Origin of the sequence: Halorussus sp. MSC15.2 (assembly GCF_010747475.1) — an archaeon.
In the GTDB taxonomy this organism is placed as follows: domain Archaea; phylum Halobacteriota; class Halobacteria; order Halobacteriales; family Haladaptataceae; genus Halorussus.
Window position 1 is genome coordinate 22,537 of record NZ_VSLZ01000012.1, and the last position, 17,934, is coordinate 40,470.

A 17,934-nucleotide genomic window follows, 5' to 3' on the forward strand; every position below is an offset into this window, starting at 1 on the left:
CTACGGACTCCTCCCCAGCGAGGTACGTCGTGTGGGTGTCCGTTGACCTGCCTGGTCGAGCGGCGGTTCGCTTCGGGCGGCGGTCGCAGTCGTCTCTGCCGTGGCGTTCGTCCGACCGAGTAGAGCGACAACGACGGTTTCTCCGGCAGGCGTGATGTTCGCGGACACGACGTTCCGCTCGGTGTTGACCTCGTTCGTGCTAGGGGCGATCGTCCAAGTACCCTTGAATAGCCACGTGCGAATCGAGTCCTCCGTCACGTTCGCTTCGGCGACCGCCGCTTGGGGGTAGCTCACGGTCAGCGAGAGCCGCGAGTCCGAACTCATGCCCGTCACGGCGACGAACCGGCCGAGCACCGCGCGGTTGTCGGGGACGGCCGGCGGGGAGTGAACCGTTCCGAGCGCGATGTCCCGGCCGTCGAACGAGACCGTCGCGGAGTCCAGCGCGAATCCCCGGACGCTGTTGTTAACGGAGCCGGCGGTTCCGACGAAGTCCCAGCCGGCGCTGTCCGAGACGGTGGTCGCCACGAAGGTGTTGTCCTGCGATTGGAACAGCCGGACGCCGTCGCCGTTCCCCACGGCCGAGACGTTCGCCACCCTGTTGGCGTCACTGGTAGCAAGGCGGATGCCGGCGTCGTCGTTGCGACTGACGGTGACGTTCCGCACTCGGTTGCGACGGCTGGCCGACAGGTGGAAACCCGACCCGCCGTTTCGGCTGGCGGTCACGTTCGAGATGACGATGCTCTCCGACCGGAACAGGAGGATTCCATCGTCGCCGTTCCTGTTCACGGTACTGTTCGACAGCACCGAAATATGGCTATCCCGGATAGAGACGCCGAAGGCGCCGTTTCCGTTGGCGTTGACCTCGGAGAGCGTGTTGTTCCGACCAGTGACCCGGATTCCGGTTCTAAGGTTCGCCGTGGCGGTGGTCTTAAAGAGGACGTTGTGTCTCCCCGAAAGGTCGACACCGCTTTCGGCGTTAGTTGCCGCGAGGTTGTTAATGAGGAAGTTTCCGTGTGACAAGGAGACTACGACTCCGTCTCGATTGGCGACGGCCTTGTTGTCGACAAGTCGGTTTCGGTGAGACCCGCGAAGATGAATGCCGACGCCGTTTTTTGAGACGGTGTTGTTGTCTAGGGTGTTCCTGTGCGCCGACGAGAGGCGTACGCCGACGGCGTTGTTGGTCGCTCGGTTTGAGCGTATCTGGTTGTCGGAACTGTTGAGGACGATAAGGCCGGCCGAGCGATTCGGCTCTGTAGTCTGGTTGTTCGGGGGTGTCGCTCTTGACGTACCGGGGACAGGGCCGACAGCCGAGGTGCTTCCTAGATTACGTACGAGTCGGTTTCCGGCGATTAGGTTACTTTCCGAACCGGCCAGCGCGATACCTGCGGCGTTGTCAGTGGCGGTGTTGTTCCTTACTGTAGTGTCGGCGGCTAGCCGGAGTAAAACGCCCACCGAGTTGTTCGAAGCCAAGTTCGCCGAGACGGCGGTCTCGGTAGCCCGGCGGACCCGGATACCGCTCTCGGTGTTTCCGCTTACTTCGTTATCAATTAATGAGTTCCCGCCGCTCTCAGCTTCAACGGCGATACCGTCGCGGCCATTTCGGCTCGCCTCGTTCGCCCGTAATGCGTTGTCGTCCGCGGCAATTAGGAGAACGCCACTGTGTTCGTTATGGGTCACGTGATTGTCGGTGAGGGTATTGGAGGTGCTATTGAGGAGGAAAACACCGACGCTGTTCTGGGATACGGTGTTTCCTCGCAGCCAGTTTCCGTCTGCCGAGTTGAGTTCTATTCCGTCGTCGGTGTTCGCAACTACCTCGTTCTCCGACAACGTGTTACTGGTAGCGTTGACAAGAGAGATGCCGTTCTCTGTATTCCTCGTAACCGTGTTGTCCACGAGTGTCGCGTTCTCGGAGTCGACGACTGCCATGCCGAACGTGTTGTTCACGGCGAGGCTATTTACGACCGTAACGTCGGCCGAGAACAAGAGTCCGACACCAACGTCGACGTTCGACTGCGTAGTCACGTTCACGATTGTCTTTCCGCTGCCGTTTTCGTAGCGGATGCCCGTCCCCCAATCGGAGACGGTCAGGTTCTGAACGGTGACGTTCGAGTTGGACTGCGGACCGACGTACACGCCGACCGTCCCATTGGTGTCGCCGCCAGTAATCGTGTGATTGCCCCCGTCCAAGACTACGTCGCTCACCTGGATTCGAACGCAGACTTCGGTCGTCCGGTTCACAACGTCGGTCGAAAGATGGTAAGTTCCCGGTGTATCGATGACGGTACATGAGCGAATCGGCGTCGGGGCCGCAGCGTCGGGACCGGTCGTCGCCGCGGCTCCCGCACCGACCGATACGAGGACCAACAGAGAAACGAGAACCGACCAGTAATCGTTCATTCGATGGTGAACTCCCTAGTGGCGATATGGGTGTCGTTCGCGTAAACCTGGGCCTGCCACGTGCCGGGCATCGTCGCGGCTTGCGTGCCAGCGATATCTATCCAGCTCCAGACTGGGTAGTCCTCCCACCTCTCGAGGCCCTCCGACTCCGGATTCGGAATTCGGAACTCGAAACGGTGATACTGCTCGCCCGAGGGCGCGTACCACTCTACGCGGTGTACCACCTCGGTCGTGACGTTCCCGTACTTCGTCCAAAGGTACGCTGATTCGTCCGAAGACGAGAACGAGTTAGTTTCGTCAACACAGTCGTGTGAGTGTGAGTGTCCTCTCCCACGCCGGTGGTTTTCATTCTTAACACTTCTACAGAACCGGTGTCCGATAATCTCATAGTCCGTCCCGACCGTAATCGTGACCGAAATTTCGTCTTTGGACTCGGGGGCCTTCCCTGTAATCGTCCCGATGTATGTTCCAGACTGAACGTCCCCGGGAACCGAAACCGTGACCGTCGTGGTCGTGAAATTGCCCGCCTTAACGTCGAATTGGTTTCGCTCGAACGTGACGTTTGAAGCAGATATGGTTGCGTCAGCCTCCTTGTGTTGGAATTCGCTAGCTGAGAGTGTGACACCCTCTAAGTCACCTGCCCCGGTTGCCTCGTCGATTGTTAGCGTCGTGCTCTCGGTATCGCCAGCCGACACTTTGACCGGGAGTTCCGCAGGCGACATTTCGAGTGTCGCAGGTAAGGACGGAGCCGTCATTTCGTTCACGCTGTAGTCGCTCCCGTCAGCGTCGGTTTCGAGCGCGACTATCTCCACAATGTATTCCGGCGCTGGGTCCGCAACGCTAATTGTCTCGGACCCAATGCCACGATCAGGGCCAGAGTAGGTCACGTTCGGAATCTCGTGTTCCACCTCACCACTCTGGTAGTTGAGACCAACGTGATTACCGGCCGGATCTTGGAGGTGTATATCGAGATTACTTCCCGGATACGACAGGTGGTAGGTCGCTCTGCTCGTGTCATCGCTGAGCGAGCGCGTTTGTGAGGGTGACTCCCCCTCTGTGACTGAGCCTTGATTCACAATCCTCGAACTCGCTTGACTGGAGACGCCTGACGTAGTCTTGAAAATCGCAGTACTTTTCGCCTCGTGGACCGTGAGCGAGTTCGCCTTGACGGTCACCGTGACCTCGTATTGGCCGGAGAACACGTCGAGCGGTACCAGATACTCGAACTCGATGGTCGCCGTCTCACCAGGGCCGATTTCCGGCATCTGGTCGGTCGACGGAAATAGTATCTGCCCGTAACCGTCGTACGTCAGGCCGTTGAGACCCACGAGCGCCACACCACTACTTTCGATGACGAAGATGGGCGTCACCGAGTTCTCAGAACTGGGATTAGCAACCGTCACTTTTCCAGTTCCCCTTGCCATTTGTGTGTCGTCGACGACGGTTACGTTCTCAGAATCGATGTCCGATACCGTTAAATCGGCGATGGTCACCTTCCTCGTCACGGCGTCCAGTGCCGCAGACCCACCATCTTCGACTAATTTTACGAGGTTTTCGAGGACGCGCTGGAGAGCCTCCTGCTGGACCTGTTCCTTTTGCCACTTCGGCGATCCGCGCCCAGTCGCCGTTAGATACCAGAATAATTCGGAACTCGTAATCGACTTCCAGACCGACGATTCCGCTCCGGATAGGGTAAATGCGCCGAACAGCGACGCGCCTGCACCTGCGAGAAGCGCTTTCGCACCTAGTCCGACACTCACTCCAATTTCGCCGAACGGGCCATCAAACGGAAACGCGACGAGTCCCGCAACAAGCGCGGCATCGCCCTTAGTTATGACCGATCCGTGAGTTTTCATCCCACGTTCTTCGACTGCCGCCGTGGTTAGTCGGGTCAGATCGCGCTCGTCGGCCTTCGAGAGCCGTTCGACCTCGTTTTTCTTCTTATCTATTGCGCGCTTGAGAGCATCAAGTCGCTCTTGAGATGGGGTATCGTTCCGCAGTTGCTGGAGCAGCGTCTGCTGTTTCTCGTCGAACGTCGAGTTAAATTGGTCGCGTAATTCCTGAAGCGTGGATCCCCGTATCTTCAAGGGGTATTGCTGATTCTGAGATGTTCCCATAAAGTGTTCTGCGATGACCTGCGCCATCGCCTCGACCGACGTATTCCGGTCTACATCCCTGAACAGTTCGTCGGTGAAGAGGTACAGCATCTCGGCACGACCAGGTTCAATCTCATCAACGACCTGATTAAGTTTTCGTTCGACGCTAGTGTCGACTGGTAATTCACTCGTGGGTGGGATATTTTGATTACTAGACGGGTTGGCTCTCCGGCCGTAGTAGTTCGTTAGATTATCGCTGAAGTCCTCACCAAACTTCTTATAGACCTGGGCGTATGCGTTGGCTTTCAGGTCAACGAAGTCAGTGAGATGGTTGTCTACCGCAGTCTGGTACTTGTCTAGTGCGGTCTTAATAGGTCCGAGGTCAGTGACGGATGGACTGCCCGTACCGTAGTAAGTAACGACCGACCTCGAAGAACTAGGATCGACACCACCGATTTCCCAGTATAGGAGTCCAGCACTGTCGCTTTCAGGCGAGTTGGTCGTTCCTTCCGTGAAGAACTTGTTGCCCTCATCAGTTTCCATATCTCCGGCGTGTTCGTATTCGTACGGTTGGGTGACTGCATCTTCCCACTCAACGAAATCGACTATATCTGGTTGAGTGTCCACGGTAGCGAGACCAGTAAGGTCGGGGTTTCGCCGACTGTCGTAGGTTTCCCACTGTGAGAATGTTGGGGACTCATATCTTGTTTCGCTGGTCATCACCTGATTGTTGACGAGAATTGGAGAGCCATCTTGTACGTTGACCTGATAGTCGAAGAGGTACCGAATATTGACAGTCCGTGGCTGGCTCCCTTGGTTTTTTACAGTTACCTTGAATTCAGAAGCCTTCCCTTTGAGAGTGATAGTCTGAGTAACAAGCATAGAATCAATCTTCCATTTGGTTGTGACTGAATTACCGTCGTCAGAAACTTTCGGGGTCCCTTGAACCACCAAATTGTCCATGCTTTTCGCGTTGCCAATCTCGGAGGCCATCTCTGAAGTATGCGTGATGTAGTTCTGTCCATCAATCTGTATGGTTAAGTACGACGTGTCCGGGTTTCCAGTTCCGAAAAGGAGATCACGGCCATCACTGGTCTGCATTGTGAAGGCACCGACAGCCTTGGAGTCGCGGAAAAATAGCTGCAGATGGTCGTTTGAGATTGTTCTCACTTCTGCACTCGCTTTGTTCGCGAGGGCTGGTAGGCCGAACACTGCCCCGCCAGACCCGATAACAGCTGTCTTAAGCAGTGACCGCCGCGTTGTACCATTTTTCTCCAATTTATTATCTTTGCTCATATGATGGTCACCGACGGTCATGTCACACGTCAACAACCCACATAATCGTTTTTTAATCATCCACTAAAATAACTGGAAATATTTAATACATGTAAACTATCTATCCCTTCATACCCACCGTAGGAATAACGTCGTTCTCTGAATTATATTCTCATCGACCGAATAGATAATCACCCTCAGACGCTACACCGTCCACCAACTCGAAAGCACCACGCTCGACGTCCGGACCACCCAACTGCATCTCGGACTCCTCGCGGACCGGCGCGATGCACGCGAGTTGGAGAGAACCTCGAGCGGATTCGATAAATAGAATATGTAAGGTTAAGTTATAGAGTTTGAATTCCGTAATATGGAAGTAACTCGTGGTAGCTGCCAGTTATTTCGTGGGGGTGGTCAGGAAACCGCGCGAGTGTTTGCACAGCGTCTTGAGGAATTGAAGCAAACAGGGTGCAGTATTCTTGTCACCGGGACAGTGGACTCAGAGGGGTTTGCCGAACAGTTGTCGCTGTCGCTCGGAAATCAGACGTGCAAGCAGGTGTTGGTGTCGCCGTATCAGCTTTCAACTCCCGGCCAACTGCTGCCTGGTGATATCTCGCCAGCTATGGACTCGGTTCGCGTGGTGACCGGTGAGCAAGCGCGGAGTACTGCATCGGCAGGACATGCTGGTGGTGCGGATGACCTCGCAACGCTACGGGAGGCTGTTCTCGACGCGATTACCGACTTGAGTGACGAGTTCGAGTTAGGAGATAACGACCTTCGGGTTGGGGTGCAATCGCTCGACCAGTTTTGTGACTGGGCGGATGGGCGTGATGTACGGCGGTTTGTGCAGGCAGTCTCGAAGTACGTCGGTCTTGTGAATGGGACGTTATACTGTCAGCTTCGGGGTGACAGCACGCGCGCCAGCGAACTGCTTGATGTCGGACTGTTTGATGCACAGATTGAGTTACGGTCACAGCAAGAGTGTGTTGAGCAACGGTGGCATCTTCCCGATGAGGAGATTACGACAGAGTGGGTGTCGTTGTAGGTATGGAGCCGACGGTGACGGCGTTGGACGACAGGCCGGGCGTTCGAGTTGTCGATCCGATTGAGAGCGCACAGTTTGAACTGTGGACGGCATCGCCAGTGAAGCCGGTGTCAGTCTCACCCGACATGTTCCGATTTCCGGTTGGGAATGCAGTCGAAATTTCGACGAGTCGGGTGGTGGTGCCGGAGTTGACGAGTATCTACCTGCATGGCGAGGATGGGTTGGCGGAGACGTTTGACCCGTCGGACGGACGGCTTCGGGTTGAGGGGGCGCGGACGCTCGAAATCAATAGTGCGCCGACAAAGCTGTATCTGCGAGTTGGGTGTCCGCTAGTAGTTACGCGAGAGGAGTCACGGGTGGTGGTTCGATTTGACGGGGTGGTTGATGTACAGGTTGGAGTGCGGTCGTTGCATGACCAGCCAGCGGGAACGATTACGACGCCAGAGCGTCCGGAGGATGTGATGCGGGCGGTGTCGTTGTTGGGGTCGGCGTTGAAGACGACATCGCCGGAGCGGTCGTTTCCGACGTTGCGTGGGCACCCGCCATTGATTGAGACGGGGGACGTGTTTGCAGTACCGGACAGCATCGAACAGCCGGGGACAGGGATTCAGGTGGAGGTGCCTCCCGAGTACAAGTACGTGTATCCGGCGGTATCGCTGGCGTATTATCTCGGCGCAGAGATCGTGCCGGGCACCCACCCACAACTGGTGACAGAGAATGGGTTCACGTATGATTTAAAGGGAGGTGTAGGGTATGAGCGGCGGGTTGGGCGTGTCCTCCGCCAGGTGTTCGTCTTGGATTGTGTGGTGCGGACGGAGGGCTACTACCAGATAGCGTTGCATGAACGCCACCGACTAGAGGAGCGACTGGACGTGGATGTTGGCTGGCTCTACGAGTTGCCGCTGGCAGCGCGGCTTGAACAGTATCTCGACGTACCGTATGACGCAGTCGCGGATGTGATTCCGGCGTGGCCGTTAACTGTCGATGTCGACCCGTCTGTGTCGAGTCTCGACACGATGCCGTTTCTCGCTGCCGAGTTAGCCGTTGTCCGGACGACTCCTGACCGATCGAGGTCAGCGACGCCGACACCGGACGTGATTACGGACTTCCAACGCACCGACTCCAACTCAGGTTCGGGGTCGGAGGGGGTGTCGAGTAGGTTTGTGACGCCGGACTCAGTGTCGTTCGACACGGTTGGCCGGGCATGGGTTGGAGATGGGGTGCCGGTTGGCGTGAACAAACTCACGTCTGGGTCGCTCCACCGTAGTCTCGACGTTGACCCAGACCCGTCGCCAATCCAGATTCACGTCGTCTGCAACGACCCCGCGATGCAGGCCGAACGCACAGTCTCAGAGTACTACCAGTTGAACGAACGCCACCAATTCGACATCACCGTCCACGCCAATGTTGAAACAGGGGAGTTGCGGGCATTGCTCGAACAGGATGCGGACTTCCTCCACTACATCGGCCACGTCACCGACGACGGTATTGTTTGTCCAGACGGCCACCTTGACACAGAGGTGCTTTCGAATGTCTCGGTGAAAGCATTCCTCTTAAACGCGTGCGACTCCCACGAACAAGGCCGACAGCTCGTCGAGGCCGGAAGCCTCGGCGGAATCATCACCCTCTCCGACGTCGCCGACACCGTCGCCACACGCGCAGGCACCCAACTCGCCCGCCTCCTCGCCGCAGGCCACACCCTCCACACCAGCACCACCGTCCTCCAAACCCACCTCCTCTCCGGCACCAACTGGCTCACCATCGGCAACGCCACACTCTCACTCTGCCACTCACAAAGCGGGGTTCCACTTTATCTCCGTATCTTGGAAGCTGAGGATGGTATATTCAAATCAGAGATTTCTACGTTCGTATCACCGAGCCATGGACTTGGTTCTGCTATTAAATTACGTATCGACTCAGAGACTCGTTATTTAGTAAGCGGCAAACTTGATACGTTCGACCTCCCTGCGGCAGAACTCGACAAAATACTGGAAGGGGACATTATACCTGTTGATTACGACAAAGAGCGGTACTGGAGCGACGAAATTTCAGCGGCTGATTTGATTTAGGGGCCGGGGTGCGTATCCGCTAGTGGGCTGATATCGGTGGTCAGCAGGAATTGCCCTACTAGAAGGAACGCTGTGAATACGGTACTAGTTACCTTTGGGTGGTTCCGTCCGAGGGTGGCTAGTTTCGATTGCATTGCAGGCGAAGTATACTCGTCTACTGTAATACTATTAATGCATGAAATATGGAATTTGACAGCAGTTAGTGAAACCCCTCACCGAATCCCCCCGAATCTATTTATGATTCGCGACGCCGTAGAAGTCCTCGATGGCGGTTTCGGTATCGTTTTCGAGAGCGTTGAGTCGGTCGTGATGGAGGTCTCGCCATTCTTGACCGACCCGAGCAAGCTCCGAATCGGCTAGCTGGTAGCCGTCGATACGGCCGAGCGAAACGCGGTCGAGGATGCCGAGGTCTACGAGGAAGTCTTTGTGTTGATGGACGGTTGACTCGTCAAGGTCGGACTCAGTGGCAAGTTCGCGGACGTTGAACGCTTGGTCGGGATGGGCTAGCGCGGTCTCGACGATTCTAAGTCGTGCTGGATGGCCGTAGGTCTTCGTGAGCGGTCCAGCGTCGCCAGTCATATCTGTTTCTGGTCACTATTTACGACTAAACCTTGGGTTCTCCTACAGAGATTCCTTTAATGGGTTAGCTTATGGGAGTACCGTGTTGGCTCTATTTCGGTCCGAAGGCCGCAATATGTAGAAGCCTCCGACTATTGCTAGCGCGTCCGCGGGTAGAGTCGTTGTCGGATAGATGCGTGTACTGGAGGTCAGGGGTGCTTGAGAGTGTCGCCGTGACGGCCTATCTATACGTTTCGACGCTTGACTCTACGAGGTTGTCGCCACCTCAGATGTATCAGATAATCGCCATCGAATCAATGCGCAAGTAGCACGGGTGTTGTTCTCTCCCATAAGTCTCATCAAGGTTCTCAACTAAGGGGTATGAAGTTAATCCTGCATCTAAGGGATGATGTTAGTGAGAAGTAGCCCATTACTATCCGTCCTCCCGTGGCTCTGCAAGTTCTTCACGACGAGATTTGAATCGTTCAATTTCCTCCTCGTTATCAAGTTTCTCGGCTACATCGATCGCTTGACCACACCATTCAATCGCTTCGTCGGTCGCATCTTTTTCCTCGTAAACATCGATACAGTTCTCGACTGCATCGATTGCCGTTAACATCGCTCCAATATCAGATGACATCTCAAACGCTTTCTCGTGCTGCTCCGCGGCAGTATCCAGCTCACCACGCTCGCGGGCAAGCTGACCGAAGTTATTGAGAACCCTCGCTTCGCCGTGGCGGTCGCCCACCTCTTGCATAATATCGAGACTCTCCTCGTAGTACTCTTCAGCAACATCCAACTCACCACGTTCGCAGGCAAGCTGACCGAGGTTATCGAGAACCTTCGCTTTGCCGTGGCGATCGCCTACCTCTCGCTCAAGAGCAAGACTCTCCTCGTAGTACTCCTCAGCGGCATCTAACTCACCACGTTCGTGGGCAAGCTGACCGAGGTTATTGAGAACCCTCGCTTCGCCGTCGTGGTTGCCCACCTCGTGTATAATATCGAGACTCTTTTCGTAGTACTCCTCAGCGACATCCAACTCACCACGTTTACGGGCAAGCTGACCGAGATTATTGAGAACCCTCGCTTCGCCGTCGTGGTTGCCCATCTCTCGATCAAGAGCAAGACTCTCCTTATAGTACTCCTTAGCAGCATCCAACTCACCACGGTTGCTGGCGACGACTCCAAGGTTGCTGCGACTCGTTGCTTCGTTTTCAATGTCGCCCGATTCCTCGAAGTATTCAAGAGCCTTTTTTAAATCGGTAGCAGCTCCATCATATTCCCCTAACCTAATACGTACGCTGCCACGATTGAGGTAGGAAAACTGGTCGGCCGGATCAAGTTCAATTGCTTGAGTGTACAAATCGACAGCCTGTTCGTAGTCTCCCTCGTAGTGAAGATTGTCCGCTTTCATTCTCAGGCCCACGCTCCGGAGTTCGGCAGGAATTTCGTCGTCGCTTAGTGTTTCCTCATCTACGGATTCTACAGGCAACACTTCTTTGATTTCTTTAGCCCCAATTTCTTCGTCTTCTTCAGCCACCACCTCTTCGACTTCTTCAGCAACTGATTCGCTCACCTCTTCAGTTAATGCTTCTTCGACTTCTTTGGGTTGCTCCTCCGTCGTTTCTTCTTTCCCAGATTCGTCAGCTTCATTCGATTCGCTAACTTTTCCGGGCAACTCTCTCGCCCGTGATTCAGCACGTGACCTGATTTCACTAGGTTCTGGTAGCGCAGGGTCAATTTCGTCCTTCATCTGTTCAAAGAACCGGTCAAATAACGATTCTGCCCCTTCAATTTCGACCACATACGTATTCGGTTTATTGAGTAACTCCGCCGCCTTCGGTGACAAATCGTCCGCATCAAGTGTACACCAGTACACTCCGTGGCCAGAAATCTCGAAATCATCGTCGTTGATAACACTCATAATTGACTCGTCGCGCCCACTATATCCGACGACGATAAGTCCGTATTCACGTAGTGTGCGCTTCAGAGCATCCTCCATGTTCGCCTTTAGTGCCTCTGTATTGAGGTTCTGTAAGTTATCATAAAGATAGTCTCCGTGAAGTTGGATAATGGACGCTCGATTCCCCGTCAATTGAAACTGAGGAACGATAGCATTGTGGTCGATAAGGAGTGGTCTGTCATCGAAATATCGGTAAAACGCATCATAGAGGAGGTCGTCAAAATTCGGCGTAAGGGTGTGTGGGACGTATGCATCATCGCCTTCCATCAGAGCCGCGAGAATGATATGCTCACGCTTTGGTTCGCTTTCTGCGACAAGGTTGCGAATGAAACGTCTACGTTCTTCATATATCGGATAACGTTCTTGAAACCAGAATCCGTATTCACCGCCCTTGGGAACATCCTTTTCCATCAATTCAATCCAATTGTCTTTATCCATGTCGGGGTCCGCATGCTCGTAGCATTCAGTTTGCCAATTATCGATTAGGTCATATGCGGTATCGATGCCAGCACGCTTCTACATTCCTGCCCCGATTAAAAAGGCATAATTACCGTTACAGAACCTGAACGAGCGAATCAAGTCATCAACAGTGCGTTCTTTTATTTCGCCTTCAGAACCGTCATTCATTTCATTGTGTATGACAGCATTCGGTATATAAATTCTAGGGGATTTCTCCGACGACCGACTTGGCCAAGAAAATCCCGTGAAGTAGGTAGCTGATTTGATGGTTATTATATATATCGGTTTTTGAATACAACTTATACTGCCGTAATAATGGTATCTATAAGAAGTCTTGTCTCAATCCAAGACACCTCTGGATTCTAAACAAGCCAAAATTACAGAGTCAGAACGGTTAAAAATACCAAGCGGTTTCATTTCTGATGTAACGGTTCGCAGGAAGACGAACGCGATGGGTCTAGCATCGCGGCTGAGTTCGCGGACCCTTGGTGACACAGGCTCCGCGAGTAGTCCTGCACCGACCAGCAACAGCTATCGCCACAGCACCATGCAACACTCCCTAATCCCACCGCAAGAGCGTATCGCTTCCCAATCAGTCGAGCGTCAACTCGCCCTCAAGGTACGCCCGGCCACGCCAATTAATCGAATAGTAGCCGGGGTCCTCGCGCTCGACCAACTCTGCATCCTCCAACTCTCGACAGACCTGACCGATGTAATTGCTGTTTTGATAGCCAGCGCTTCGGGTGAGACATTTCGGAGAGAGACGCATCAAATCAGACCGAGAGCTATCGGGGGTGTCCAATGCCAGCAAATCAAGAACAGCCCGATGTGCATCAGTCGGGCCGTCCTTCTCAAGTGCCATAATCTGCGATTCTGGGCGCTTAACTTTACATTAAGTGATTTCGCGCTACAACATTGCATAGGCGTTGCTAGCATTGCAGGTGCAAGGCCAGATTTAAGTTGTGTCAGTTATGAACTGGAAACCAACGGGAACGAGACGCGGATTCGACGCTCTCGGTTTGACGCATCGCAGAAACGATGCGGACCCGATGGGCCTAGCATCGGGGTCCGCGGTTCGCTCCCGTATCTAGGGTACGGAAGCATGTTCGCATTCACCGACGCGGGACTTGAATCCCCCGCACGAGTAGCGGATAGTCCGTCAATCGCACTCACCGGCAGTCAGGGAGGTGTGGCGGCATGACGGCCGACACAGTCTCGCTCACCGACCTGCGGGCGTTCGAGCGCGACCTGTTGTACGCTGTCTGCGCGCTCGAAGACGGTGAGCCGCCGAAAGGTCTCACTATCAAAGCGCGTCTCGACAGCGAGTACGGTGAGGACCTCAACCATAGTCGGCTCTATCAGAATCTCGACCGACTCGTCGAGCGCAACCTCATCACGAAAGGCCGGAAGGACGACCGCACCAACGAGTACGCGACGACCGACCACGCCCGACAGCTTCTCGTCGAACACGCCCAGCGCTGCGCCAGCGCGGTCGGCCTAACCGGAGGTGACCTCGCATGACGCAAGCCATTGAGTTCGGTCCGGACCTAGACGAGGCTATTCCGGAGACGTTCGATGTCTGCGAGGACTGTGGCACGCCCACTGTCCAGCTTTCCTCGCACACCTGTCCCGACCCGGATACAGTCGCTGACCCGTCGCGAGAGGAACTCGACCGGCGCACCGAACAAGACCCCTTCCCGGACTCCGAGACCGTCCTCATCCAGCAGGCCCGTCGAGCGACGAGTTACGCCTACCACGAAACCGACACGAACAACCAACCGCTCTGTCCGGCGACCACCGACAACGGACTCGAGCAACTCACCCGTATCGAAGCCCAAAACAAGCGGTACGCGCCCTGCCAGTTCTGTCACCGCATCCGCCGAGCCAACGCGGACACCGGAGGTGGCCAGTGATGTTGAGCCGTCGGAGACGGATTGCGAGCGACCTGACGAGTTACAAGCGCGACCTCCTCTGGGCTGTCCACCGGGCGAACCACACGGAAGAGAAAGAAACTCCCGTCGGGGCTGACGTCAAACGAGAACTCGAAGCGCTCGGCCAGACGAATACTGAAGGCGGCCAGTTCTATCCCCGTCTGAACGAACTCGTCGATAGTGGTCTCGCCACGAAGGACGACCATCCGAACGACGCTCGCGGGTTCACCGTGGAGTTGACCGAGGACGGGAAGGCCATTTTGAGTGAGTTGGTCCTGCGGACTGCCGAGTCGCTCGACATGGACGTCCCTGAGTGTGCGCTCCCAAGCTCCGACGTTCGCCCACGAACGCGAGGTGAGACCTGATGGTTGCGAGTAGAGCGCTGTGGGCCACGCCACGGCGACTTCTCGGGGGTATCGAGGACGGCACGACGTCCAGCAACACGTAGGCCGTCACTCGCACACCCCATGCCCAGCGACAAGCTCACCCCCACGCGCAGAGTCCACTCTACGTCCATCGGCCGTCCACGCGCCATCCCGACAGTCCAAGAGTCCGGCGTCCATCCAGACCGACCGCGTCTCTCCGCGCACACGTCAGCGGACGGCGTGACTGGCTCTGAGAGCTGTAGGGAGGTGGGTCGATGACCTACCATGTCGTCGGCTGTAGCACCTGCACCGACTACTGGCTCGCCGAAGATATCCGCGGGCAGGCCACCGCCGACTGCCCGCACTGCGGCACGACTCACGAGACGGCGACGTTAGACAGCAAGTACGAAGGCGATGAGCGCGCGGTTGCCGCGGAAGCCCGCGCACAACTGGTTGCACGAGCCGCCGACCACTACGACGCCTACCGTGACTTCAAGGACACCCACGGCCCGTACGCCGAGCAAGAACAAGAAGTCGAATCAGGATTCGACCTCGTCGAGTGGCGCACCGACTTCCTCTCCGACAAAGCAGAGAATGTCTTAGCCGAGTATTACAACCTGCTCGCCGACGACGCCACAGAAATTTTTGCCGAGTACCACAACCTGTACGCCGACGAAGCCACGGATGTTTTCGACGGATATCACGACCTGTACGCCGACGAAGCCATAGATGCTTTCGCCGAGTATCACGACCGGTACGCTGCCGAAGTTGAGCGTGCTCTCTCCGAGGACCCCGATGTGGACACAGAGTTGGACCGTGGAACCGACGGGTCGATACAGGTCAAACACGAGACGCCGCCGGTTGACGCCGTCCCAGTCACAGTAGATAAACCAATCTCCCGGCTTTCGCGAGTCGTCATCGACAACGACTGTATTCAGCAGGCTATCCTCACCGTCCTCGAGGACCTTGCCGCCGACTACCCATCCCACGAACTCCGGACCGTCCTCGAAGCGAACGACCTCAACCTCTCCGAGACCGACCTTGCCGCGCTCGCCACCCAACTCCACAAGGGCAGTGAGCGCGCCGCACTCACCATCATCGACCGACTCCAGCACGTCGCGACCGGCAGGTCCAGTACCGACGACGCTCATATCATCCCCCGACTACTCGCACTCAGCACCGAGACACCAACTATCGCGGCGACAGTCACCGACGAGTTCTGGGAATTACGGGCAAGCCAGCGCCGGACTGTCGCGGACTACCTCACCGCCCTGTCCGCTGGCACCGACCTCGTTCTTGTCGGTCCCCGACTCACACTCCGCAACCTACACGACGACCAAGGCACGCGCCTCCCCGTTAGCCGAGAAGACATCACATCCGCTGGTAGCCACCGGACCGAAACCATCGAGACGGCACAGCAAGCCCTCAGCCGGGACAGTCCGGAAGAACAAGTCCTACGCTGGCTAGCGGACCAAGATAGCGAGACGCTTAGCTATTCTGCGCTGGATAGCAAGCTGACCGTCTCGGATAGTCGCCGCCGCCAACTCGTTGGCCATCTCCGCGACCTTTGCCTCGTTGATACCTTCGGTCCACGAACCAACAAACACGTGGAACTCCTGCCCGCGGGCCGCACGTATCTCGACTGGGTGGACGAGCAACTCGCCCGCCAGCAAACCCTCGAAGCGTCCGTTAGCGGCGTGTTGGATTCGTCCGACGATAGCCGTGTAACCCCGCGTGCACACGACGGGGGGAGGGAGGAAGCCGCCGACCGCACCCGCCTTCCCCATCTCCACACCGTCCAACCGCTCCCCCGTTGGAACGCCACTGCATCTGCCGCCTCAACCCCCGAAAACGGCGTTGCCATCGTGGACTACCCTCTTAATCCACAAGCCGACCGCGGCAGTCCCCGATGGTACTACGACTACCAGCAGGACCGCCTCACTGTCGGTGCAGAATTCGACGGGCCACTCCAATACTGGGTGTGTATTGCCCGAGCGTTAGCAAGTCCGCGGACGTTCGCCGCCGTCCTCGATGATGGCGACCGCCTCGACGAAGACGACACCTTCTCAACGTTCCTTACGGACCACCGCCACATTCTCCGTGATTCGCGGTGTCTCGCACATCTCCCCGACGCGGTAGAGGACGGCGCAGACTACCTCGATGAACTCCAAACCGCGGAAGAACACCTCTGCGAGTTGACACGAGACCTCGCCCACGGCGACTTCGAAGGCTCCGAAGCCGAGTTCCGTTCGACAATCACCCGCGAAGCCCTCGGTCTCGCTGGTACGATGGTTCATCTGCTCGACCTCGTTGACGTTGAGGTCGTCCGGCAGGTCCGGCTCCCCACTCAGAACTCCGGCCGAAACGACATCCTCCGAGACGACCGGCGCGAAACACTCGTCCAATCGCTCGCGACCGGCATCGCTATCCAGTCGAAATACGGTCACGCTGCCATCTACCGCCAACTATTCGAAACCCGCGACAAGAAACGTGACGCCGCAATTGTCCCGTCCGTCGACTACGACGACCCATTCGGCGAACTGATTGGGTCGGTCTGCATCGTCGGCAACCTCGGCGACAGAGAACTCGCACTCGCCGAGGACCTCCGCAACCGTCTCCGGATGCCACAGGAACTCCACGAGGATGCGCCCGAAATCCAAGTGCGAGTGCCGGTTGTCGCGACGGACGACCTTGACCGGACGGCATTCGCAGCGGCGGTCGAACGGATGTGTGCGGCGAAAAACCTCTCGCCGACGCGGAGTGCAGTCTCAGTTCTGCGACTCTTTACTGCCACGCCGTTCGATGCCGCGGCCGCAATCTGTGGACTCGACCCCGAGAGTCGCCGACGCGATATCCGACTCGACGAAATCCGGTACGGTCTCGCAGTCGTCGGTGACGCCCGGATTCTCCCGTGGGAAACACCGGGCGTCCAAGCCCTTGTCACGACGCTCCTGACTGCCGAGAACCCGCTGTCCGTGACCGAGTTAACTGACCGCGCAGGCGTCGACCGAACAACGTGGTACGACCACCGCGACCGTCTCGTTGCACTCGACCTCGTCCGGGAAACCAGCGCCGGGGTTCGGCTTGCGCTTCCGTTTCGGGGAAGTGGAGAGTCCGACGTCCGGCCGTGGTTCACTCGCCGCGATACGCGCCGCGATGACGTTCGGGTGGCATCTGTCGGAGGGGTTGTTCTCGAACTACTAGATGAACTCACGCCAGATAGCGAGACAATCCAAACAGTTTCAGCGGCGCTCCAGCACCCAGTCGATATCGACGAGTTACAGGACGCATGGCCGGACCTCGATGGGTGGCTCTCGACAATCCAAATAGCAACTGCTGAAACTATGGACTCCTTGGATGACTCACCGGAGTTCGTGGTGTTCGGTCGGCAGCCGGACCAGTTCAGTCTCCAAGTCGCGGCCACAGGGAGAATCCAAGGCCGGGGCAACCATGCATCGTCTCCCTAATCAAAGACGAGGTCGCGCAGGCCACCGTACATCTGGAACTCCGCGGACTCTTGGAGGGTGAAAATCACGTCGATGCCGCTTCAGCCCCACAAGGGTACATCTGGAACATTTACTTTCCTACACGTACTTAACTAATGTCTTAGCTTCAACCCCACAAGGGTACATCTGGAACTCGGACCTGCTGGGCGGTGAGGCCGCACCTCTGGCAGACGCTTCAACCCCACAAGGGTACATCTGGAACCCCGCCTGTTTTGGCACAAACCGAGATATAGGCGTTGCTTCAACCCCACAAGGGTACATCTGGAACCG

General features: G+C 56.5%; 10 protein-coding genes. 6 read left to right on the forward strand and 4 right to left on the reverse strand.

Going from position 1 to position 17,934, the window contains the following annotated elements; genetic code table 11:
- Entirely contained in the window at positions 1–2,397 is a 2,397-nt protein-coding gene (locus tag FXF75_RS21640) for a nitrous oxide reductase family maturation protein NosD (protein ID WP_163524144.1), read from the reverse strand.
- Complete coding sequence (locus tag FXF75_RS21645; RefSeq protein ID WP_163524145.1) at positions 2,394–5,789, reverse strand: hypothetical protein; 3,396 nt, start codon at positions 5,787–5,789, stop codon at positions 2,394–2,396. Before FXF75_RS21645 ends, FXF75_RS21640 begins: the two co-directional genes overlap by 4 nt.
- Before the next feature lie 349 nt (positions 5,790–6,138).
- Between FXF75_RS21645 and FXF75_RS21650 the strand changes: the two genes are divergently transcribed.
- The gene (locus FXF75_RS21650) at positions 6,139–6,813 is read left to right on the forward strand and encodes a hypothetical protein (RefSeq protein WP_163524146.1); all 675 of its coding nucleotides are present in this window, start codon (positions 6,139–6,141) and stop codon (positions 6,811–6,813) included.
- A gap of 2 nt (positions 6,814–6,815) precedes the next feature.
- Complete coding sequence (locus tag FXF75_RS21655) at positions 6,816–8,882, forward strand: hypothetical protein (protein ID WP_163524147.1); 2,067 nt, start codon at positions 6,816–6,818, stop codon at positions 8,880–8,882.
- Positions 8,883–9,113: 231 nt separating this feature from the next.
- Here FXF75_RS21655 and FXF75_RS21660 read toward each other — a convergent pair whose 3' ends face one another.
- Together FXF75_RS21660 and FXF75_RS21665 are read right to left on the reverse strand one after the other, a co-directional pair.
- Positions 9,114–9,461 carry a winged helix-turn-helix domain-containing protein gene (locus FXF75_RS21660; RefSeq protein WP_163524148.1) on the reverse strand — a complete coding sequence of 116 codons (348 nt, stop codon included), beginning with the start codon at positions 9,459–9,461 and terminating at the stop codon, positions 9,114–9,116.
- A gap of 412 nt (positions 9,462–9,873) precedes the next feature.
- Positions 9,874–11,841 carry a tetratricopeptide repeat protein gene (locus FXF75_RS21665; RefSeq protein ID WP_163524149.1) on the reverse strand — a complete coding sequence of 656 codons (1,968 nt, stop codon included), beginning with the start codon at positions 11,839–11,841 and terminating at the stop codon, positions 9,874–9,876.
- Between the two features lie 1,218 nt (positions 11,842–13,059).
- Here FXF75_RS21665 and FXF75_RS21670 point away from each other — a divergent pair.
- The 4 genes from FXF75_RS21670 (at position 13,060) to FXF75_RS21685 (ending at position 17,625) form a co-directional block, all read left to right on the forward strand.
- Entirely contained in the window at positions 13,060–13,383 is a 324-nt protein-coding gene (locus FXF75_RS21670) for a helix-turn-helix transcriptional regulator (protein WP_163524150.1), read from the forward strand.
- Positions 13,380–13,775: a hypothetical protein gene (locus FXF75_RS21675; protein WP_163524151.1), complete on the forward strand. Its 396-nt coding sequence runs from the start codon at positions 13,380–13,382 to the stop codon at positions 13,773–13,775. The genes FXF75_RS21670 and FXF75_RS21675 overlap by 4 nt, the downstream gene beginning before the upstream one ends.
- Positions 13,775–14,158 (forward strand): helix-turn-helix transcriptional regulator, encoded by a 384-nt coding sequence (locus FXF75_RS21680; protein ID WP_163524152.1) that lies wholly within the window; start codon positions 13,775–13,777, stop codon positions 14,156–14,158. The genes FXF75_RS21675 and FXF75_RS21680 overlap by 1 nt, the downstream gene beginning before the upstream one ends.
- A gap of 275 nt (positions 14,159–14,433) precedes the next feature.
- Positions 14,434–17,625, forward strand: a complete 3,192-nt coding sequence (locus FXF75_RS21685) for a DUF5817 domain-containing protein (protein WP_163524153.1) — start codon at positions 14,434–14,436, stop codon at positions 17,623–17,625.
- Positions 17,626–17,934 lie beyond the last annotated feature (309 nt).